17 protein-coding genes are annotated in these 21,223 nt (G+C 52.7%); 4 read left to right on the top strand and 13 right to left on the bottom strand.

Annotated features, from left to right (window positions below):
• Positions 1–92: 92 nt before the first annotated feature.
• From GOW48_RS15535 to GOW48_RS15520, 4 genes are all read right to left on the bottom strand, one after another.
• Positions 93–1,019: a glycosyltransferase family 2 protein gene (locus GOW48_RS15535; RefSeq protein ID WP_170755147.1), complete on the bottom strand. Its 927-nt coding sequence runs from the start codon at positions 1,017–1,019 to the stop codon at positions 93–95.
• A 1-nt stretch (position 1,020) separates the two neighbouring features.
• Positions 1,021–1,986 (bottom strand): glycosyltransferase family 2 protein, encoded by a 966-nt coding sequence (locus GOW48_RS15530; protein WP_170755146.1) that lies wholly within the window; start codon positions 1,984–1,986, stop codon positions 1,021–1,023.
• 37 nt (positions 1,987–2,023) lie between these two features.
• A complete protein-coding gene (locus tag GOW48_RS15525) occupies positions 2,024–2,905 on the bottom strand; it encodes a sulfotransferase family protein (RefSeq protein ID WP_170755145.1) in 882 nt (293 codons plus the stop codon).
• A gap of 73 nt (positions 2,906–2,978) precedes the next feature.
• Positions 2,979–3,689: a WecB/TagA/CpsF family glycosyltransferase gene (locus GOW48_RS15520; RefSeq protein ID WP_170755144.1), complete on the bottom strand. Its 711-nt coding sequence runs from the start codon at positions 3,687–3,689 to the stop codon at positions 2,979–2,981.
• A 356-nt stretch (positions 3,690–4,045) separates the two neighbouring features.
• On the opposite strand from GOW48_RS15520, the gene GOW48_RS15515 reads away from it, so the two are divergent.
• The gene (locus tag GOW48_RS15515; RefSeq protein ID WP_170755143.1) at positions 4,046–6,280 is read left to right on the top strand and encodes an exopolysaccharide transport family protein; all 2,235 of its coding nucleotides are present in this window, start codon (positions 4,046–4,048) and stop codon (positions 6,278–6,280) included.
• Between the two features lie 120 nt (positions 6,281–6,400).
• Here GOW48_RS15515 and GOW48_RS15510 read toward each other — a convergent pair whose 3' ends face one another.
• The 4 genes from GOW48_RS15510 to GOW48_RS15495 all read right to left on the bottom strand — a co-directional run bounded on the left by GOW48_RS15510 (position 6,401) and on the right by GOW48_RS15495 (position 10,786).
• Positions 6,401–7,705 carry a polysaccharide biosynthesis/export family protein gene (locus GOW48_RS15510; protein WP_170355791.1) on the bottom strand — a complete coding sequence of 435 codons (1,305 nt, stop codon included), beginning with the start codon at positions 7,703–7,705 and terminating at the stop codon, positions 6,401–6,403.
• Between the two features lie 42 nt (positions 7,706–7,747).
• Positions 7,748–8,452 carry a sugar transferase gene (locus tag GOW48_RS15505; protein WP_170355789.1) on the bottom strand — a complete coding sequence of 235 codons (705 nt, stop codon included), beginning with the start codon at positions 8,450–8,452 and terminating at the stop codon, positions 7,748–7,750.
• Positions 8,453–8,842: 390 nt separating this feature from the next.
• Positions 8,843–9,073 (bottom strand): hypothetical protein, encoded by a 231-nt coding sequence (locus tag GOW48_RS15500; protein WP_170755142.1) that lies wholly within the window; start codon positions 9,071–9,073, stop codon positions 8,843–8,845.
• A 285-nt stretch (positions 9,074–9,358) separates the two neighbouring features.
• Complete coding sequence (locus tag GOW48_RS15495; RefSeq protein ID WP_170755141.1) at positions 9,359–10,786, bottom strand: oligosaccharide flippase family protein; 1,428 nt, start codon at positions 10,784–10,786, stop codon at positions 9,359–9,361.
• Positions 10,787–11,181: 395 nt separating this feature from the next.
• Between GOW48_RS15495 and GOW48_RS15490 the strand changes: the two genes are divergently transcribed.
• From GOW48_RS15490 to GOW48_RS22735, 3 genes are all read left to right on the top strand, one after another.
• The gene (locus GOW48_RS15490; RefSeq protein ID WP_170756511.1) at positions 11,182–12,384 is read left to right on the top strand and encodes an O-antigen ligase family protein; all 1,203 of its coding nucleotides are present in this window, start codon (positions 11,182–11,184) and stop codon (positions 12,382–12,384) included.
• A 187-nt stretch (positions 12,385–12,571) separates the two neighbouring features.
• Complete coding sequence (gene rfbF, locus GOW48_RS15485) at positions 12,572–13,486, top strand: glucose-1-phosphate cytidylyltransferase (protein WP_170755139.1); 915 nt, start codon at positions 12,572–12,574, stop codon at positions 13,484–13,486.
• 109 nt (positions 13,487–13,595) lie between these two features.
• Positions 13,596–14,765, top strand: coding sequence for a glycosyltransferase (locus GOW48_RS22735; protein WP_170755138.1), 1,170 nt, complete (start codon positions 13,596–13,598; stop codon positions 14,763–14,765).
• A 248-nt stretch (positions 14,766–15,013) separates the two neighbouring features.
• Here GOW48_RS22735 and rfbC read toward each other — a convergent pair whose 3' ends face one another.
• The 5 genes from rfbC to GOW48_RS15455 form a co-directional block, all read right to left on the bottom strand.
• Positions 15,014–15,547 carry a dTDP-4-dehydrorhamnose 3,5-epimerase gene (gene rfbC / locus GOW48_RS15475; protein ID WP_170755137.1) on the bottom strand — a complete coding sequence of 178 codons (534 nt, stop codon included), beginning with the start codon at positions 15,545–15,547 and terminating at the stop codon, positions 15,014–15,016.
• Positions 15,548–15,578: 31 nt separating this feature from the next.
• Positions 15,579–16,928 carry a UDP-glucose dehydrogenase family protein gene (locus tag GOW48_RS15470; protein WP_170755136.1) on the bottom strand — a complete coding sequence of 450 codons (1,350 nt, stop codon included), beginning with the start codon at positions 16,926–16,928 and terminating at the stop codon, positions 15,579–15,581.
• Entirely contained in the window at positions 16,928–18,037 is a 1,110-nt protein-coding gene (locus tag GOW48_RS15465) for an NAD-dependent epimerase/dehydratase family protein (protein WP_214648672.1), read from the bottom strand. Before GOW48_RS15465 ends, GOW48_RS15470 begins: the two co-directional genes overlap by 1 nt.
• Before the next feature lie 19 nt (positions 18,038–18,056).
• The gene (locus GOW48_RS15460; protein WP_170755134.1) at positions 18,057–19,361 is read right to left on the bottom strand and encodes an NAD(P)H-dependent oxidoreductase; all 1,305 of its coding nucleotides are present in this window, start codon (positions 19,359–19,361) and stop codon (positions 18,057–18,059) included.
• A gap of 330 nt (positions 19,362–19,691) precedes the next feature.
• A complete protein-coding gene (locus GOW48_RS15455) occupies positions 19,692–20,759 on the bottom strand; it encodes a hypothetical protein (RefSeq protein ID WP_170755133.1) in 1,068 nt (355 codons plus the stop codon).
• Positions 20,760–21,223: the final 464 nt, after the last annotated feature.

The raw sequence follows: 21,223 nt of genomic DNA, 5'->3' as shown, positions 1-21,223 counted from the left end.
ACAAAAGCCCTGCCAAACAGGTGCTTTGCAACAAAAAAATACGCCGAGACAAAGCCATTGATCATGCGCCCCCTTCTGATCATTCGCCTATCTTACACCCTTCGATCCAAACTGCGAACGAAGCGCCAGATCAATTTCGGGCGAAACAAGCTGTCCGGGTACATGATCACGCCACACAAGCCTTCGAACAAGGCGACGGGTTTGCGCCCATACAGGTACTGATTTCGGACACCCGACCAAAACGCATCTATGTGCCGCGCACGTAAAAGAAAACGCAAACGCGCGCCGAATTCTTTTTGCATCTCAGGATTAACCGCAATCTTCTTGACGCAAGGCACCTGCTGCACAAACAGCGAACTGCGTGTTTTGAAATTCGCCCCGTTTGCGACCTGACGGTAATACAACAAAGCCGGGCCTCGGATCACGCTGAATTGGCCATGCAGCAAGACACGGCACCAGAATTCCCAATCTTCCCCGGCGGTCAGGTCTTCGTCATATCCTCCGGACAGCCGTGCCACCTCGGTGCGCAGGGCAAGCGCGCCTCCGTTTACGACAAAGTTCTTTTTCAACAAGGCAGGCAGTTGTTCTCCGTCCGGTACCAGCGACCTGTTATCAGCACCGCGCAGATGTTCACCATCGACATTAATACGCTGGACGCCCGCCAGCGCACCGATTGCGTCAGAACCTTCGAGAGCGTCCTTGTAAAACAGCAGCCCATCAGAATGCAGCAGATCATCCGCATCCAGGAATAACACGTAGACACCACGCGCCAGACTTAGACCCAAGTTTCGTGCGGCGCTAACACCCTTGGCCGGCCCGACAACGGGAATGAAACGCGGGTCGCGACCGGCAAACTCTTCGATGATGCCTCGAGTTCCGTCGGACGAGCCGTCGTCAATACAAAGAACCTCGAAATCTGCGAAGGTCTGGCCAACAAGGCTTTGAAACGTTTCTTCGATGAAACGTTCCATGTTGCGTGCGGGAATAACCACCGAAAACACCGGGTTTGCCTGCTGCATGTCAACGCCCCCCTATGCGATCGACCCGAACGGCCGCCGCGCTATATTCGGAAAAGGTTAATCGCGCCATCGCCGCCAGCATTCCCGCACCACGACAGACTTCAAGAACACCCCGATACATCCTTGCTCTGGAGCCGAAACCCAAACACAGGCACAAGGTTGCCCCCCACCCGATGGCCCCGACGCCTTTGACCATCCGTAGAACCACCCCCTGACGCCGGATCAACGCGATGCGCCCCAATGTATTGCCTTTGCGGAACCAACGTCGGCTTAGCCAACGCATGGTGGTCCTGTTTTCCGGGACATCATCCCAAACCAGCGCATCGGCTGCAGACCGGATCATGCCGCCCGTTTGATTTAACCGCGAAAAGAACTCTTCATCCTCGCCTCCGGTCGTGTTGAAGCGCATATCGAACCGCAGGCCATGCGCCCGAATGACCGCAGCATCAGCAATCGAATTGTTCGTAGCGGCAGAAGGTAACTGAGCCCGATGTTCATAAGGCCCCATTTGAAACAGCCCTAGTGCGTCCACCCAATCTGGCGGTTTTTGCCGATATTTGGGCTGGACTGCGCCCTGCACAGCAACCGTCTCGGGTGTTTCAATCACATCAAGCATGCGCGCCAACCAAGTAGGAGAGGCCGTTTCGTCATCGTCCAGAAAGGCGAAATACCTTGCATCATATGGGGCCTCAGCCAGAGTCCGATTGCGCGCCGAAACAATGCCACGCTCGTGCTCGATCACGTAGATCACCGGCCAAAGGCTAAGCCCCTGTATGTCACCCAACTGGGATTGTGCCGTTTCATCCGGCGCGTTGTCCGCGATGACCAGCGTGATCCGGACATTCCAACCGTCCAGATCCTGCGCATTCAGGCTTTCGATCAGCATTTTCAGCCCATGCGGTCGCCGATAAGTCGCAATGCAAATCGCGACATGCAGAATGGGGTCTTGCTGAACCTTAGCGCACATTTTCAATCGCCCCAACTGGTTGGAAGAACCCCATGACTCACCCTTGGGATTCCGAACGGTCAGCAAACACGTCCCGCCATGTCGGCCACGGCAAGACATCCCGACCAGCTTGTTGGGCCACATATTCCATGTCCGGCATGAACTGACTTGCCAGGCGTCGCCGCGTTTCCGGCATTGGCGGTGCCACTTTGGTTTTCAGGTGCTGCCTGTTCATCGACAGCGCCTGTTTCAATCCCGGCAATTCCTTCAGGGAACTTACCAGACCCGGCATGCCCAACGAACGGATTGTATCGCCGCCATATCGGAGTGTTTTTTGCACCCCGGGCATCCTATACGTGATGCTTTCGTGGTGACGGGCACCCAGGGACACGGGGTTGGCCTCGGCCGCGACGCCAAGGTGGTCGCAAACTTTGTCATAGGTGCCACGAGGATCGGCGGAAATATCCTCGGAGAACAGCAACAGCAGCGCATCTCGATCAAAATGGGCAAGCCAACTTTCCAGATTGGCCTTGTAGTGACTTTGAAGCGCATAGGCAGGGTTTTGCGCCCATGCGGTCTCGAACGAAGTTGCCGGATCAATGTGGCCCTTGCGTATTTCGTGCATATGGTTCGAAAACGCCCGCTCGATCGGATCACGCAAAATGCAGATCAGTTTGAGATCTTTGTTGTAGGCCCGTGCCCTCTGAGCTGCGTCGCGACTGAAAAAATAGGTGGGCGAACACTCACCCCTGATACGGCCCTCAGAATTGTCGTCGAAACAGGATTCGTACCACGTGTACCCACGGTCATAATTTGCAGTGAAAAAGTTCAGCTCTTTCGTTTCGCTGGTTACCACTTCCGGGTGTTCCGCGAGGACATGATGCAGCCATGTTGTCGCGGCTTTTTGCGCGCCAATGCCAATAAATCCGACTTTCGCCACTTTAAAACACCTTCCAACTCATCAACAGAACCCGCCCGACGACTTGAAATACGAAATACGCCGGCGGTGTGTGTTATTGCCGCCGCAATCGCCGGGATATGTCTTTTCTCAGAACAATACTCAGCGCGTGCGGAATGGTGTGCACATACCTTTTGATCAGGTATCGCGGACCAGTTGCAATTCGGTGCAACCATTCCAGCCCCGACTTTTGCATCCACAAAGGCGCCCGAGCGTAATCACCAACTATGTAATGATAACACCCGCCACAGGTCACAATCCAAGCGCAGTTTTCCAACTTTGGAGCAATGCGCGCAGCGAAATATTGCTCTTTCGGCTTACCCAACCCAACCCAAAGAATATCCGCGCCGCTCGCATTGATATCTTCGATAATGGCATCTTCTTCGCTTTCATCGAAGTACCCATTGCGCCGTCCGGCAATCTTCAAACCGGGATACAAATCCTTGAGTTTTTCAGTACAGTCGCGGTTTATTTCTTCGACGCCGCCCAACAAATAAAAACTAAGATCATTCTTCACGGCGACTTTTGCCGCCGAATGAATAAAGTCAGTGGTCGCAGTTCGTTCAGGGATTCTGGGTTGACCCTTAATGAACTTGGAGGCCCAGACAACAATCTGGCCGTCCGCATGAACAATATCGGCAGAGTTCATGACCTTTGTGAACCGTTCATCCGTGGAATACGCAGAAATTGCATGCGCATTGGACGAAAACACCGTCAACGCACGGCCCAGCTGTCCTGACCTACGTTGCTTCACGTCTTCAACCATGGCTGACGTGAGTTCTTCGTCACTTGCAACTGCGACAGGCATTCCACCCACCAAAATATGCGGCAAACGCATTTCGGCATGTTTACTCATAATCAGTCGTCCCTAAAAACAAAGGTAGATACTAGGTACGGCGTAAGGTTAGCAGGCGTAGTGATTCTTACTATTAAATTTGGCTCTGAAACCCGGATTGCGGGCGAATTAACCTAAGTTAAGACTATTGTTATCACGTTATCTCGACTTTTAGCATCAATAGTTAAAATTTTAGCCCATTGTTCGCGCAATTGCAGATTTTTCTGTTGAATGCCCCCCTCTCGGCTTATGTTTCAAGATATAGATATTTAGTTTGTTTGTGAGTTATGACCGATCAGTACCGAAGAAGTTTGGATGCGGAACTATCAGGACTGGGACTGACCTCGGCAGGCGACCCGGAGCTTAGGGTTCTGTCAAACATTGCCTGGGCAATCCGGCGTTCTTTGTTTTGGGTACTATGCTTAGGCTTCATGGCGGCAGTTGTGGCCTATGCCCTGACGTATCTATCGGCTTCAAAATATACATCGAACGCCAAGGTAATGATCGAAACCCGCGTTCAGACGGAAACTGAATTCACACCGCAAGTATCCGGTTTGCCCTTGTCGCTAACTTCCCTTGAAAGCGAACTGGTCTTATTGCGCTCGACTGACTTGATAGAAACTGTCGTTGACCGGTTGGAGTTGCAGAACGACCCCGAGTTTTCAGGGCAAGACGAAGCTATTTCGTTGTCTCCGATTGATCTGGCACGGGGGCTGAAAGACCAGCTGGTCGCCTACCTTGTTGGAGAAGACAACGAGCTGGCGACCAGCGGTGACGGTCAGCCAGAACTGGACCTGACGCGGGAAACCACCATAAAAAACCTGCAAGACTCAAGAAGTATTGAACAGATTGGCGATCTTTCGGCGGTTTACGAAATTCGGGTAACCTCGGAATCTCCGCAAAAAGCGGCGTTAATCGCAAACAGTCTGGCCAGTGAATATATGACGCTTTTGACCAGAATGAAGCGCGACGACCTTGTGCAATCGCAGCAATGGCTTGCCACCCGGATCGGTCAAATACGCGAGGACCTGAACACGCTCAGCTCGGATCTCGAGGCGCACTCGATTGATACCCCCTTCACTCCGGACGAATACGCGACAATCAAGGCGCAGAGAATTAAGGCCGAAAAACGAGCAGCTCTGGTTGGTGATGAACTGTTCGAGATCGACGGGAAGTTAAAGGCCCTGCGTTTCCTGAAAAGCAATGATCAACTGATTGAGGCGGTCGAGTTCGCGACAGAGACCGGGCTGATGTCCCAAGTTCCGGGCAAGGCCCTCGACTCTAAGGAAAGCGTTGCGGTGCTCGAAGATGCCCAAAATGCTGCAGAACGCAGATCTGACGTTCTGAAAGGGCAACTTGCGGCACTGAATCTCACTATCGAAAACTTCAAGGAACAACAGGTTCGTCAAGTTCAGCACGATTCAGTCACCAAGAGAATTGAAAACGAAATTTTGGTCGCTGAAGCAATCTATCGAGATTTTGTTTCTCAGCTTGGCCGTCGTGCAGAGCAAGGAGAGTACCTGGACGCTGGCGCGCATATTATCGAAACCGCACGGGTTCCCGTTGAGCCTTCCGAACCACGGCGCTCGGTTACTGCGCTTATGGTCATGTTCGTGGTTGTTTTCTTTGGGTTGGCATATGTTGTTCTTCGCGAAATATTCCAAAAACGCCTGAGAACGACTTACGAGCTTGAAAACGCTACTGGCATCAAGTTGTCGGCGATTGTGCCAGAAATGAAACGGAACCGTCCGTTCGAAACATTTTTTACAAAGAACGGTAAGATTGATTCCCAGCTTCTTCACTACGGGCGCAAACTTTTGGCGAACGCCGATTTTGGCTTACGTACACTTCGCCAGGATGGGGAATTGTCGACGTCTCAAGCTGCTGAGTTTTTTTCGAAGAGTCTGGACATCAAAAGCAACCATCGTACTCCGGAAAACGGGTGCATGATCTTTTCAGGCGCAACCGCTCTGGCGGATGAAGGCAAGACCTCTACGCTTCTACTGCTTGGTGCTGTCGGTGCCCAGGCGGGGTATCGAACATTGATCGTGGATTGCGACACAGTAACTTCGACTTATCGAGACCTGTCTCAAGTCACCGAAGAGTCTCTGAAATACGCTGCCAACCACCCGTTATCTCTGCAGGATTTCATAGTTGGAACACCACAGGACGGGTTGGATGTTCTTCCCCTTGTCGGAACGCAAAAGGACACCAAACTGATCAAGTCCGTTGAGGATTTTCTGTGTTCTCAAACTTTCCTGAACCTACTGCATGGGTTGGCGGATTCATACGAGGTCATTCTGTTGGACACGCCACCACTTTTGCAGGCCGTGGAGTCCGCCTATCTTTCTCAGGTGTCGCAGCGTGTCATTCTGTTCACGCGCTGGAACAAGACTGACAGAAACTATGTTATGCAGGCAATGCGTGAGCTGGAAAATGCAGGGGTACGTCCGGCTGCCTTGGTCGCAACTCGCGTGGATATGAAGCAAATTAGAAAATATGGCGATCCGCTAATGGCGTAAGCCGGGTTAGCCGGTGGTTTCAAGCGTGCAGAACGTCTGCCGTCGTGCGTTTGAATACGACCTGCCGATAAACACAGTTTAGCCAGTTTCGGTTCAGCACAAGGCCGGAAGAGAACGCGATCACTCCGTCAGCGGAGGTTCCGGCGCGATTTCCTGGACCGAGATCTCAAGGCTATCCCCAGGCAGCAACTGAGTCAGCTTGTCGACCTCTCGGGATTGCAACTGGCCATCTACCATCCGAAAAACGGTAACGGTGTAGTCGATATCCATAATCAGGCTTTCAGTACCGATTTCATCCGAGGCGCCCGCAAGATACTTCGAAATAGTGTCCATCTGATGCCGCGCGTCGCGAACGTCCAAAGTAGCTGCCCTTCGTTCCTGAAGCAGCCGCAACGATCGCTCTTGTTCGTATTGCTCTTGGTCCCGTATCAGCCGGGTCATGATCAGACTTGTGCCTGCGAGGTCTTCCTCGACATCCAAAAGGCGGGTCGCTGAAAGAACGGTCGTACGCCGCGTATCAGCCAAACGGGACCCAGGAGCCAGACCTTTGTCGACAAGGCTGACGACTCTAGCTTCTTCCTCTTCGTCGGCCTTCAGCGCCTTGGCCAATTCGGTCTTTTGCTCTTCGAGAATCCGAATTCTTTCAGAAGCTTGTTTTTTTGCATTCGTAAAAAATTCGCGCTCACCGGCCTCATTTTCCTGGTTGATTTTCCGGATTCTGATTTGCTCGGCCACCAATTCACTCAGAACTTTAGGTGATACCGAAACCGCAGTTTCCACCGGCGGCAGCAAATCCATGTCCTGAGCAATCTCGGACGAGGCACGCCACGCTGTAACAATACCTTCTGCATGTTTTAGTGCTGCTTGTCCGTAAGCGGTTTGCCATCGCAGCAATTGAATAGGATCAATGGTGATATCGTCAGTCAGCAGGCGGCTTCGGACGCCACCGGCCAAAGCCACAGCCTCGCGCGCGGTTATTGCCACCCGAAAATCGATTTGACCGGTTTGCGCAACATCGCCCCCTACGATAATCGGCCGGTAGCCGTTGCGCACGATTTCAATCTCATCGCCGTCCAGCTGGATAATGTAGATCTCGCCGTTCTGGTCGTATTGCTTGACGATTTTTCCGGCCGCATCCAGTCGGACGAGTTGTTCAAGTTCATCCGTGGACCTGCCCTGAGCTTGAAACTGTCCCAACCATTTTAAATTGACATCCCCATGCGCATCTATGGTCGCGTCAAAGGACAGATCCTCGAGCCCGGTGAAGGCGACAGTCACTTCGTCCCCCGGCTCAAGATCAAAATCTGCGGCTGCCGTGGTCACCACCAACTGGCTAAGGGACAAGCCCAAAATCACTCCGGAGACCAAGCGAATGGCTTTCGCCCGTTGCACGCCGCAGTCACCGTTTCTTTCGTCGCGTTTCATTTCAAAATATCTCTTACCGAAAAACACCGTGACACGTCGCAGTCAGCAGCCGGTACCGTTGCAAACCGCCCCAACGGTTCGAACCAGTATCTTAAGGTCAAACCAAAGGCTGATCTTCCGCGAATAGTCGCTGTCAAAAATCGCGCGATGCGAGAATCCAACGTCGTTGCGTTCGGAAACCTGCCAAAGTCCGGTAATGCCCGGTTTCATCAGATTGTACTCCTTCCCGGGATACATCTTCTGCTGTTCAGGCAGCATGGGACGTGGTCCAACAAGGCTCATGTCACCAATCAAAACATTCCATAGCTGAGGCAGTTCATCCAAGGAGGTCATGCGGATAAATCGCCCGAGTTTCGTCACCCTTGGGTCGTCGTCCAACTTTTGCTTTGTTTCCCATTCAGACGCAAAGTTAGGATTATCGTCTAAATGTTTCTGCAAAAGCTGATCGGCGTTAGGCACCATCGAGCGAAACTTCAAAAAGTCGAATTCCCTGCCACCCAATCCAATGCGCTTTTGCCGGTAGATGACAGACCCCCCCTCAAGCTTGATCATAAGGGCAATTAAACCCATCAACGGAAGGACAAATGGGGCACCAATCACAACCAGAAAAACATCCAGAATGCGCTTCCCTTTTACGGCATAAAAACTCTTCAAACTGTCTTTGTCACTCTCAAGCTGCACAGAAGCTTGATTATTTTGATAAATTTCAGCGTCTTCTAATTGGAAAGAACCTCGAAGTTGGTTCATGGTAACCCCCAAAACTAGCACTTTCGGACAACGGCCACATCGACGGAGCATTCTTCAAACAAAATGCACCCGAGAAACGCCTGGAACCCAAATGGCTCACGACGTTCCAGCAAACCTAATTCTCGCTCAATAGATTCGAGGTCGCGCGCAGGGTTGCGCGTTTACCCACCCATTATATTCTCCCGACTCACTAAAAAACGTGGTCAGAATTGTAGCCCCACAAGATGATCGCACTTCTGACGAGGCGAAACAACTTTTTTGTTATTAATTGACAAAGTGGATAGGCTCAGCTGCCTGAATTTTCCGCAAAATCCGGGCGCCGACGGTTCGCAGGACGATGTAGAATTTTTTTGCTCGAAGAGTCAGATTAGCTAATCGTACAATACGCCGTCAGGCATTGCGACCAGAAGAGTTTTCGGTTTTCATCGACACTTTACGCGTGAATTTTTCACGCAACTTTACGTTGAACGCAAAATTAAGACCTGCGATCAGAACCGGAGCACAGCATCCGATGAACAAGCTGGTCAACGCAGCTGATCCAATGGTCGTTCCGGAAATAAGAAATGCTACAAAACACATTGCGGCGATCAACGGACCTGCCAGTAAGTAGACTGCTAGCATTGTTCTCTAAGCTCTTGCTCTTGGTGTTTCGCGTATTTTTACTCTGCCTATCATGCGCCTCAAATGTGCGTTTTTTGGGGCATCCACTCACCAATATAGGTCAGTGAATCCTTTCGTTATGCTTTGACACATAATTTTGAAGCTGGTGTCATATTACCATCATATCTCTGGAACAACGACTCATCCGGCACAAAAAACCAAAATACGCAGCGTCGTTAGGCAAAATTGTGCCACCCAATATTATTGAGCTTTGCGGGCATTGGTTAAGAAGCTGTTAATAATACGCTATTTCAAAGAGGGAAATTCGCCGATGTTCAGCCCGCGCCTGATTTTTGCGACGACAACAAGAGCGGCAGTTTGTTTTACGGCCACAAGAGTGGCAAACATCGCCACTGCGGCAAGGGTCAACAAGCCAAGTTGAACCGGCAAGCCCGATGACGAGTTGGCCAATAGCCCCAATGGAACAAAGGCAACGATCCCGGCAATGGCCTTGTAGATTTCAGGCGCTGGCACAGTGACCGGATCAATTTTGCGACCGAAATACTGATAGGCCATAAAACTCAGGAGGGCGCTCAGTGCAAAGGCAAGAGCGGCGCCTCGCGCGCCCAAGAGCTCGATGATTAAGTAAGACAGGATCACATGCGCTATCAGGGCACAGCAGGTTATGGTCAGTTGCAACCCCGTCCGTTTCGCCCGCGTGAAAGAAAAGCTGATATAGGCACCCTGAAGCCCGAAAATAAACGAACCAAGCGTCAATATCCGAAGGTATTCTGAAGAATTCTCGACAAAATCAGCCTCGAACAGAAGACTGGCCAAGACCTCAGGAGCGCAGATCAGCGCCGCAGCAAGGGGAATCGAAACCAGCATCAAGAACGAAAAGTAACGCTCCAGATAAGCGTTCGAGCTTGCGGTGCCATGCTTTTCCTGCATTTCAAAGACAGAGGGCGCGACAACGCGCATTATGGTGCTCATCAGTAGCCCCAAAGTTCGTGTAGCCAGTGCCTGCGCAGCGGCGAAGTATCCGGCAACCTCTAACCCGGCCAACGCAGCCAAAAGAGATTGCGACGACATCGCGAAAAACGTTGAGCTTGACGCAACCACGGCCAGCGGAAAACCGAACCACAGGTAGGTTTTTATTGCGCTGAGCTGTGGCCAGGCGATACCAGACTTCTTTAACGCGATACCCAGCGCATAGGCACCCGTCAGCGCAGCCCCCAGTGACATTCCGATCACCGCGCTTTTGTACCCCCCGCCACTCATCACAAACCCGATCGCGAAGGCCACGCCAAGCGCATGACGCAGCAGGGTGACCGCAGCGAATTTCGGGCCTTCGTGATACAGCCGAAGGCACGTTGTTCCCACTTCGTGCATTGCCAGACTGACGCTGAAGATCGCAGCGTAAAACAGCCCGTCCACCCATGCTCCGGGCAAAATCAAGGAAGCAATTACGGAAACGACCAATACCATGACCGACAAGATCGCGCCCGCGCCCAAGGTCATTGCAATCGTGGTACCTTCGAATTCTTTAGCATGGTGAAATCGGCTGATCGCGATAACCAGCCAGAGAAACGTAAACGAGAACAGAATAGTCCCCAGTAACATTGTCAGATTATACTTGGCAAAATCTGCCGGCCCCAAAACACGGGTAATTACGACTAGGATCGCCACCACAAAAACTGCGGACAGGATTCTGGGAACAAAGAACCAAGTCATCGAGACCGGCACCCTGTGGTCGCCTCTTTGAAACTCATTAGAACCTAACTGCCGTGATCAGGCACTTACACGACTCATAAACAACTGCACTGGAATTGCAGCAAGGATGGAGCCCTCCTTTTGACCTGTCAACTTTCCCCCTTGCTCGAGCAGGCAAAGCGGGCTCTGAAGCAGACTTGAACGAGCGTTCTAGGGACCGACCCGTTTCGATTGAGTTCACGAAGATAGACAAGGCGTAGGGTGGTTAGTACGCTTTCCAGGCCTGAGCCGTCTATTGGAGCTTATAGGCCACTTTTAGTCCGGACCCCGAATCGTGCCTTGACCCTATGAAAGCAACATACCGCACATTTTCGAGCCAGACCCTGGATGGGAACACATTCCATCAGGTCGTATTAATGGTGTGCCAGGTTCTGATCGTTCTGACGGGAACTGGGTTTTTGTCCATCGTGCTGTGGCAAAACTCGCTGGCGAATAAAATCGAAATCCTATCTCTGGCGCCGATGCTTGCAATCACGTGCCTCTACTATCGGCATTTGCTCCGGGGGGCCGTCGCATCACCCGAGATCGTGTTGATTGTGATCCTTGCTGCAGCATCAGTAACGTGGAGCACCTATCCCGCCGAGTCTTTGGAACGCAGCATTCCGCTGATCGTAACAACCGCATTCGGCCTGGCCCTGGGCAGTATGATGTCGCTGCGAGGGTTGCTTTTGTTCATTGCGACATTTTTCGGCTTATCCATGGTGCTGGCAATGGGGGCAATCATTGCGTTCCCGCAAGCAAGGGGTATCCCGCCGTGGGGGGACACTTGGAATGGGATCTATATGCACAAAAATGGGCTTGGGGCAGCGGCCACAGCTGCCTTGTTGTCTTGCACCTATGCAGTGAAAACACTTACGGGAAAACTGAAAACTCTGTTTGTTTTGCTAACATTGCTGTCCCTGTTTCTGCTTATTGCATCAGAATCCAGAACCTCTCAGATTCTGGCTGTGGTGACGATGTCTGCACTTTTTTTACGCGGCCTCTTCCCAAATCGCGAAATCATGTGGGCCATCTGCTTCATACTAATCTCGCTGTTTTTGGTAGGCGTGACTGCATTTGTTCTGACATCACCTGTCGCAGAGCCTTTGTTCGCGTTGATCGGGCGCAAGCCAACGCTTTCGGACCGTATTCCGCTGTGGGAAGCCGTGTGGCCTTACGCGATGGACAGGTTTTGGCTGGGATACGGCTATGTCGCGCATTGGTACGAAGACGCACCGCACTTACGCATTTACTTCATAAAGCTGGTGTTTCAGCCTTTCTATTCCCACAATGGCCTGATTGAAACTTTTCTGAATGTCGGATTTGTCGGCGTTGTTTTGTTTTTTCTTGCGCTCATGCGGTTCTTCTATGCGATTTTCTACAGCCTGTGGTTCATCCAGAACCGCGACTCGATCGCCTTCACCCTAGTTCTTGGGATGATGTTCGTCTTTGGCAACATAACTGAAAGTTTTATTCTGGAGAGGCTTTCCGCCACTTGGATGTTTTTCGTGGCTTATGCGACCAAGATGAACTTGATCGTTAAAACCGTGCGCACTGGTCAAGCTTCAGCCCAACAATAAAACTCGCGCGGCACGTTTCCGTTATGGAAATAATATTGCATTTTTTGCGTAATGTTTCCAAAAACTGCTTCTGCAATCGCGCTTTGATCTTGCGGGAAGATTGACAGCAACCCGCCAAGTGTTGTCGACTTTGAATATTGAAAATTCGAGTCTTTTTCTAATCTTAGGAACTTTTGGGGAGGCCCAATTGAAGACAGCAATATTTGCAGGTGGCAAAGGATCCCGCCTGATCGAAGAAACCCGCATCCGCCCCAAGCCTCTGGTTGAAATCGCCAACCGGCCGATCCTTTGGCATATCATGCAGCACTACTCGACCTATGGGCATCACGATTTTGTCTTGGCCCTTGGGTATATGGGCGATCTGATCAAGCAGTATATATCCGATCTATGCCAGCACGACGGAAACCTCCGAGTGGATTTCGCCAAACGCGAATTGTTCGGCGAGCCCGAATATCACAACAGTGTGCTGGACGCGCAGATGCCGCCCTGGACGGTTGATCTTATTGATACTGGGACCAATACCATGACCGGCGGGCGCCTTGCCCGACTGCAGCCTTATCTGGGCAACGAAACTTTCATGCTGACCTATGGCGACGGCGTGTCCAACGTCGACCTTGATGCGTTGCTGGCCTTCCACAGGTCACATGGCAAGCTGGCCACGATCACCATGGTACGACCCCTTACGACGTTCGGCCATTTGCAGGTCCGCGAAGATGGTTTGGTCGAAGGCTTCATGGAAAAACCCGAAACGGCCGCTGACTGGATCAATGGCGGGTTTTTCGTACTGGAACCCGAAGTGTTCGACGCAGTGGCAGACGTCAATGGCGACGAAATCATGTGGGAAGAAGGCCCTCTGCCCAAGCTGATGGAATTGGGCCAACTAATGGCCTATCGCCATTCCGGCTTTTGGTATTGCATGGATCACCTTGCCGACAAACGTCGCCTTGAAGATATGTGGAAAAGCGGCAACCGGCCCTGGGCAACCTGGGAAAACGCGAATAGCAACGCGCCCCAGGCCCCAGAAGATGGCAACGGAAAACACCGCCCCGGAATAGGCCGAGGCGGCAATCCCGGCGATTGGGTGCGATACAAGTCCCTGTGACACAAACCGCCATTAGGGCCGGGCATAGACCGTCTGTCAGAAAGGCGTTGCGATAAGGCGCGAAGCTTGGATCAGGTCCAGGCGTGCGTTGTGTGTAAGGAGTAAAAGTGTGACCAGTTCCGCAGTTTCCGCACCGGTGCGACGCGAGGTATTGATATTCTCGCAACGCAAACTCAACGCAAATATCTCTCGGTGCTCGGGCTATGAGTTCGAGGATGTCGTTGCCGAGATCGAGGACGCTCAGGTTCTGACACCGACCCGTACCAGACAACCTCGCATTCCGTTGAATCCCAAGCGATGGTTATCCAAACGGACGGACCTTTTCCAGCACTGGCCCTCTGGTGTGCCGCAATCTCGCTTGACCAAAGATTACGATCTTTTTCTTTGCAATGTTCAAAGACCTGATGAGCTATTGGTACTGGATGCAGTACCGAACTGGCGCGACCAGTGCGACACGGCAGTCTGTGTACTGGAAGAGGTGTGGAGCGGCGATATCGATCTATACACTCCGTTGATCAAGTCCCTCTCGCAATTCGACCTGATCGCCTGCGCCTTTGCCGAAACTTGCGGCATGATTCAGGATCTGACCGACACCCCCGTCATCCAGATGCCCGCCGCCGCGGATATGGTCCGGTTCGCGCCCGACTCGCTGAACGTCGATCGGCCGGTCGACATGTATTCCATGGGCAGACGTCGCGCTGAATTGCACCAGAACCTGCTTGCCGCGATCAAGCAGAGACGGGGCTTTTACATCTACGATTCTGCCACCAAACCCCCGATCACCGGCGATCATACGGTGCATCGCGATTTGCTGGCGAATCTGATTCAGCACTCAAAGCTGTTCATGGTGGATATCGCCAAACTGGGCCATGCAGACCAAAAAGCAGGCAATATCGCCTGGGGCCCGCGACACATTGAGGGCTTTGCAGGCGGTGCTATTCAGGTCGGATACGCCCCGGATATGGAGGACTATCATCGGTTCTTCGACTGGCCCGACTCGGTCATCAGATTGCCCGAAGACCCCGATGAAGCCTTGGAAAGGATCGTGGCCCTTTGGGATGATCCCGCCGAACAGGATCGGATTCGCAGGATTAATTTTGCGCACGGCCTGCAAAAACACGACTGGATGCATCGTTGGGCGCAAGTGTTGGACCATCTTAACCTGCCCGAGCCCGACGGTATGCTAAAACGTCGTCAGCACCTTTCAGATATCGCCGGGAAACTAGGTGCAACGCAACAGGAACAGACACTTGGTCCGAATGCCTTGGCGGCCACTTGATCCATCCCATTTCTGTGGTGAAGTCGTGGGGCGGCAGGTCGCACTCAGTACCCCCTCAAAACCAGTCAAAAAACCAGAACGTGCTAAAATCAAACTTGCCGCCCACACGAGAAGAATGACATTGTGGCAAAATTGTGTCCACTCCTCGAATGGAAACTGATTGTTAACTTTTTGGAAACTATCGCTTGAAAACCGATTCGATTGATCGCTTTCAGGAATCGCGTTCGCCTGAGAACACGCTCCCCGTATCAGTCGTTTTCGATCAGCGGCCAGCTTGTGTCCTTGGCTGAAATCTCAGTCACTTCATGCGGCCACATTATACTAAGCGCTGGGTCGTCGTACCGAAACCCGCCCTCATCTTGCGGCGAGTAATATTCGTCAACCATGTAACTGGCGACTGAGTCTGGCTGCAGCGTTTGAAAGCCGTGTGCAAAGCCCTTGGGCACATACATGGCAAGTCCGTTCTGTGCGCTCAATTCAGCGCTGAAACTCTGCAGATAGGTCTTGGAACCGGGGCGAATATCAACAATTACATCGAACAACGCGCCCGCAACACATCGGATCAACTTGGTCTCTTGCGCCGGGGCGTGTTGGAAATGCAGACCGCGCAAAGTCCCTGCGTCACGGCTGAGGCTCATGTTCCCCTGCACGAAATTGGTCACAAGATCCTGCGCTGCGAACTCTTGCGCGCAGAACGTCCGGGCAAAGAAGCCGCGATCATCGCCGCGCCGCTCCAACTCGATCAGATAGGCACCGGACAGAGGCGTTTCCTGAAAGATCATCGTTGTCCCCTTTCCCTTCCACTGCCGTTGGTTAGGACACCGCAGGCTGCAGACCGATACCTTCGTACCGAGAAACGCTGTCCTTGGGTATCATCCGGCGCCCGTCGATCACCAAAGGCTGTACCGTTTGACCGTTCAACAGCATGGGAAGCTCGGAAAACTCGGGCCAACGCGTGACGATCATGACTGCATCTGCCCCATTTAGAGCCTGTTTCAGATCGTCCTCATAGGTAATCCTGTCCCCGAACAGTGCTTCGGCCTCATGCCGGGCAATTGGATCATAAGCGGTCACAACAGCCTTATCTGCCAACAACTCGCTGATAATGGTCAAAGCAGGGCTTTCGCGGATATCATCCGTACCCGGCTTGAAGGCTACGCCCAGAACAGTGACGTGCCGCCCGGCCAAAGCCGGGATATGCGATCTGAGCCGGTCCATCATCTGATGCGGCTGTTTGGTGTTCGTCTGGATTACCGCGTTCAGCAGAGGCATGGGTGCACCTGCGTTTTCGCCATAGGCAATCAACGCTTTTACATCCTTTGGAAAGCAACTTCCGCCAAAGCCGCAACCCGCCGCCAGATAGGTTATGAACCCCGGCCAGACCCTTTCCGCGTTGTCCGGCAGGATCGGCGTGAACCGCTTGTCCAGATGCATCCCCTCCATCGCTTCGACAACGTCGACACCGACCTTGGCACAGAGATTTCCGATTTCATTCGAGAAGGAAATCAACGTCGCCAACAAAGAGTTGGCTGTATATTTGATCATTTCCGCTGTCGCCGGGTTTGTCCGCACAATGTCGACGCCGGGGAAAACCGAATAAAGCTCATCCATCACGGCGATTGCGCGACTGTCATTGCCGCCGATCACGATCCGGTCGGGATGCATGAAATCGGCAATCGCTTCACCCTCTTTCAGAAACTCGGGGTTCATACCGGTGCCGAAATCCTGGCCTGCTTTTTTGCCAGAGGCTTCCTCAAGAATGGGCGTGACCACCGTATCCGTCGTGCCGGGCACCACCGTGCTTTTGACCACCACGACATGGTAGGCGTCTTTGTCTTTTAACACCTCGCCAATCTGACGGGACACGTCGCGGATGTATTTGAGGTCAATTTCACTGCCGTCGAACGGCGTTCCAACCGCGATCAGTGAAATGTCTGAGTTGAGCACCGCTTCGCGCAGGTCTGTTGTTCCGCGCAGGGTCTTGCCAACAGTTTCGCGCAACAGCTCGGCCAGTCCGTCTTCGTGTATGGGCGGGGTACAGGCGTTGATCTGGTCGATTTTTTGCTGAACCGTGTCCACGCAAACCACATCGTGCCCTTTACCCGCAAGACAAGCGCCTGAAACCAGCCCAACATACCCTGTTCCGATAACCGAGACGCGCATCACTTATCCTCTGACTCTTGATTGTCGCTGTACCACAGCAGCGCACGCCGCAGGCCCTCATCCACGCCGATCTCGGGATCATATCCGATTTCGGCGCGGGCCTTGGCGATCACCGGACACCTGCGGTTTGGGTTGTCGACCAGATAGTCCTTGTCGTCCGAGACCTGAAACACGACCTTGCCGGAATACCCGAATTCATCCTTGGCAATCGCGGTGACACGCTCGGCCAGATTGGCCATCGAAATCTCAGGTTCTTCGATCCCGATATTATAGGCCTCACCCGGTTTTCCGTTCAGCATGATCTTGTAATAGCCACAGACCGCATCGGCGACGTAGCAAAACGTCCGGGTTGGTGCGCCATCGCTGAGCATTACGATATCGCGCCCCGCAAAGATATCGCGGGCGAAATCCGGCAAAACCCGCCGGTCCGAGATCTTAAGCCCCGGCCCATAATTGTTGAAGGGCCGCGCGATCGTGATCGGCAGGTCGTGCTGTTGCGCGAACACGACGCACAGCGTTTCTCCATACCGCTTGGATTCGTCGTAACAGGCGCGTGGGCCAGTGCAGGACACATTGCCCCGATACGTCTCGGGTGTGGGAATGTTTTCGGGGGTCGGATCGCCGTAAATCTCGGAGGTCGAGTAGAACAGGAACCCTTTGATCGGGTTGCCCTTTTGAGCCTGTTTCAAAGCATATTCCAACATATACCTCAGGCCACCGACATTCGCGTCCATCGTCTCGAGCGGGTGTTGGCGATAGTAGATCGGTGACGCGATCGAGGCCGCGTGGATGATATAGTCATAATCGCCCATATCATCCGGCAGGGGGTTCGTGATGTCATGCGTGGCCAAGGTCAGGTTGGCATCACCTTCGATCGCTTTCAGCCAATCGGGAACGCCCCGGATATAATTGTCGAAAACGGTCAACGAGATCGGCTTTTGGCCGGACAGCTTGTTCCAATGCAGGACGGATTGGACAAGGTAAAATCCCAGAAACCCTGCGCCTCCGAGGATCAGAAGGTTTTGACCCGACATGGCTTGAAACTCGGGCCCAATCTTGCGGGCGATATAGTCTAAATCAGCAGAAACAACATCTTGAGCAGTTTTCACGAGAGTTTTCTCTTTAAAGTTAAGGACTGGTAACAGGGAACATTTCGTCTTGTTGCTGGCGCAGTTTGACCGTGAGGCTATCGGTTGGCAGATCGACATCGTCATATGTCAGGACGGCATCTTTCGAGATATCGCGCTTTAGCGTTGCGTTCTCGGCCAGACCAATCGGTAGCAGGTTCTGCGACCGCACCACGTCATAGTTTTCGCACATGCCATAGGTCATGTATCCGCCCAGACCATCCAGTTTGGCCCCGGCTTTCAGGTCGGTCTTGGCACAGGTGATTACATCCACGACCGGACCGGCGATAGGCGCAATCACGGTATCCTGGGCCAAAGCCACACGCGCGGCGGACAACGGTACCTCAAAAATCGTCAGGTGGTAAGGCACATAAAAGCTGTAAAGGTCGTTCTGCCCCAGTTTGCCATAGTTCAGATAGTGGCGCTGCATATCGTCCTGCGCCTCGGCAAAGACGTACACGCCGGGGCTGGGCTGACTACCGACCACATACTCAACGATCCCGCCCAATGCGCGGATCTGGTCAAGATCATAGGCCCCGGTCAACTCGTCCACATGACCTTTGTGCTCAATCCCGATCATACCGCGTTGGGCCACTTTGAACCCGGTCGCATTGGCCACAATTGCCTGCTCGAAGCTGATCTTGGTGCCATCCGCGAACGAGGTGACCATGTGCGGGGTTTGCCCCCATTGCTTGGCGAAACCCTCCTGCGTGGTCGGATTGCGGTAACGATCCTGCAAGCCCTTGATGTTGCCGCAAACCCGAGGGATCAGACCGATGCTTTCAACAAATCGCAGCAGGTTGATCTGCACGCCCGGCTGATCGCCATCACATCCGGTCAGAATAACGCCCGCCTGATCTGCCATTTGCTTAAGCAGAGGCCCGACCGTGCTGTCCAACTCGGCATTCATCAGAACCATGTGTTTGCTGTTCTCAATAGCAGCTGTCGTGACCCGAGCGCCGTATTCCACATGGCCAGTTGCTTCGATCAACACATCGACCTGTGACATCGCACAGGCCACCAAAGGGTCTGCGGTGATCACGAACTTGCCCTGTTCGACAGCTATGTCAGCGGCAGCGACAGTTTCAGCTTCGACGATATCACTGGGGGGAACGCCGGCATCCAGCAATGCCTTCCGCGCGGCGGAAACAGTGCGGTTACACAAGACGCCGACATGCATTCCGGGGGTATATCGCACAACCTGATTGACCAGACCGCGCCCCATGAACCCGGCGCCAAATACACCGATCCGGACTGGGTTATTCTCGGCAGCACGGTTCTTGAGAAGGGTATCGACAATGATCATTTACATACAACCAATAAAACAACTAACAGTTCGATCTTTGCGCCAGTGGATAGCAAGTGGCAGACTTTAGTCAGACTGGGCCTTGCGCAAACCAACGCGCTTTGCTCACAAGCACTTGATCAAAGGATAAACTGGAATCGTGATTCACATAAACGATTCGATTTATCTGAGCATTCAGTGGATGATTGAAGACGGCGCATTCCAAAGGATTGTCCAAAGAATAGTCAAAAGTACCGCCGGATTTGTGGTGTGCTTGCTCAAAACCATCCGAACCATGCGTCACTCGCCTCGTGATCAATGGCTCGGTGCGCTCCGCGTCTGTCTGCTCTGTCAATTGGACCCTAGGCCTGCTGCCGACGCCGCTTTGACCTGAGTTTCTTCAAGAATGGACAGGCAGCGTCGACAAAATGTTTCCGACGAATGTTTTGCAAAGCTTTGAATTGGAAACAGGACAGCTTGACTGGGTAAATCAGAGGAAATGCGCTTCATATGCCGCCAGTAGGAAGGGTCGTCGAACTTAAATCCACCTTCGCAAACAAAGATTTCACCTGAAACGTTATCGATTACCAAGTCATGCGCGAAAAAACCGTGGCCAAGAACATGGTGTAGGTTCCGCGCTATGCCTTCGAATGCCTCAGCATTTGGGACGACCAGAACGTCGTTCAGGTATTCGACCAAAGCGGGTTCAAGGGGAGTATCTTTGGCATGCACACTAGGGTTCTCTTCCTTCGCGTCGCGGGCCCTTGGATATGAATGAAGGATCGTGTCGTCGATGCAAACAATTCTGACGGTCGTGTAGAACAGTCGGCCGTCGTACTCGATCCGCGTGTCAATGAAGTCAGTGAATATCCGCCGTTCATCCTCAGCAGGTAATGCATCGGTTCCCTCTTGAATCTCGGTCGGTAAGGCCGTCCCGAAACGACTTCTGACGAAGCCCCCGGTTTCCCTGAGCGTCGGAACCGGGATACCAGCATCCACAAATGCCTTGTGCGACGCCAGCTTGTCCGCCAACAACTGACCAGCCTCGGCGGTATTGAATGTCGCGATGGCTTTCTTTTCGAGATCCAGCACCTTCGCACTGAAAATATCACTATGGTCTTCACCAAATAGGTGGACCAGAAAAACCGGCACTTCATCGCTCAGAGACGCATCCAATTCAGCAACATTCGACGCCCATTCGGTTGCGAACCCATTCCTTCGCAAAGTGTCACAGAACGTCGGAAGGAACTCGAATGCCGAAACCTTTCCGTTGGCGAGTGGCCCAGCCTTTGTCAGGGCCGAAAATACGACTTTTGCGCGTTTGTCGGTTGGCTGCGATTCTTTAATTAGCCGATCGAGGATAAAAAGCGGTATCTTCGGAGAAATCTGCAGTACTTGCTTGGCGAATTCTTTTAACACAATGGAATTCCAGTCTAAAACAGAGTAACAATCCGAAGTTTCAAAACTGCCGTCTTGCTTCGCTAACAGACACCTAAAGCTTTTTGACCATTGGCTGGTCTGTCGTTCCCGCTAAAGAACGTAGCTTCGTTGTCGGTAAAACCTTACTCGGAAAACTTGGCACATTTGCATTTCTCTCGCAACTCGGCCGTCGTTTGTCGCAAGACGGGTACGAAAATCGAGTTATTCCATCTAAGCGCCTACCCATAGGCCCGATAGTTTCCAAGCTTCCGCTGCCGAGTGAAAGCGATATGGACTACCCATACCTTAGCTTCGGCCTTTGCCGGGCCGCGTCGCTCTCGTGTCTGAGGTCCTTTCCCAAAAGGATATCGCTTTTCCGGCAAAGCGGTGATCCTTGAAGAGTTCGAAATCTAGGCCCTTTGCTAAGGCGTTCTCGCTGTGGTTCCTTGGGTACAGTTTAATTG

Origin of the sequence: Ruegeria lacuscaerulensis (assembly GCF_013033355.1) — a bacterium.
Classification (GTDB): Bacteria; Pseudomonadota; Alphaproteobacteria; order Rhodobacterales; family Rhodobacteraceae; genus Ruegeria; species Ruegeria lacuscaerulensis_A.
This window is presented reverse-complemented; position numbering and strand designations above follow the sequence as displayed.

Bases quoted from the DNA above. Each gene is read 5' to 3' on its own strand.
- GOW48_RS15535 (WP_170755147.1), bottom strand. From the start codon at position 1,019: ATGCAGCAGGCAAACCCGGTGTTTTCGGTGGTTATTCCCGCACGCAAC.
- GOW48_RS15530 (WP_170755146.1), bottom strand. From the start codon at position 1,986: ATGTGCGCTAAGGTTCAGCAAGACCCCATTCTGCATGTCGCGATTTGC.
- GOW48_RS15520 (WP_170755144.1), bottom strand. From the start codon at position 3,689: ATGGTTGAAGACGTGAAGCAACGTAGGTCAGGACAGCTGGGCCGTGCG.
- GOW48_RS15515 (WP_170755143.1), top strand. From the start codon at position 4,046: ATGACCGATCAGTACCGAAGAAGTTTGGATGCGGAACTATCAGGACTG.
- GOW48_RS15510 (WP_170355791.1), bottom strand. From the start codon at position 7,705: ATGAAACGCGACGAAAGAAACGGTGACTGCGGCGTGCAACGGGCGAAA.
- GOW48_RS15505 (WP_170355789.1), bottom strand. From the start codon at position 8,452: ATGAACCAACTTCGAGGTTCTTTCCAATTAGAAGACGCTGAAATTTAT.
- GOW48_RS15500 (WP_170755142.1), bottom strand. From the start codon at position 9,073: ATGCTAGCAGTCTACTTACTGGCAGGTCCGTTGATCGCCGCAATGTGT.
- GOW48_RS15495 (WP_170755141.1), bottom strand. From the start codon at position 10,786: ATGACTTGGTTCTTTGTTCCCAGAATCCTGTCCGCAGTTTTTGTGGTG.
- GOW48_RS15490 (WP_170756511.1), top strand. From the start codon at position 11,182: ATGGTGTGCCAGGTTCTGATCGTTCTGACGGGAACTGGGTTTTTGTCC.
- rfbC (WP_170755137.1), bottom strand. From the start codon at position 15,547: ATGATCTTTCAGGAAACGCCTCTGTCCGGTGCCTATCTGATCGAGTTG.
- GOW48_RS15470 (WP_170755136.1), bottom strand. From the start codon at position 16,928: ATGCGCGTCTCGGTTATCGGAACAGGGTATGTTGGGCTGGTTTCAGGC.
- GOW48_RS15460 (WP_170755134.1), bottom strand. From the start codon at position 19,361: ATGATCATTGTCGATACCCTTCTCAAGAACCGTGCTGCCGAGAATAAC.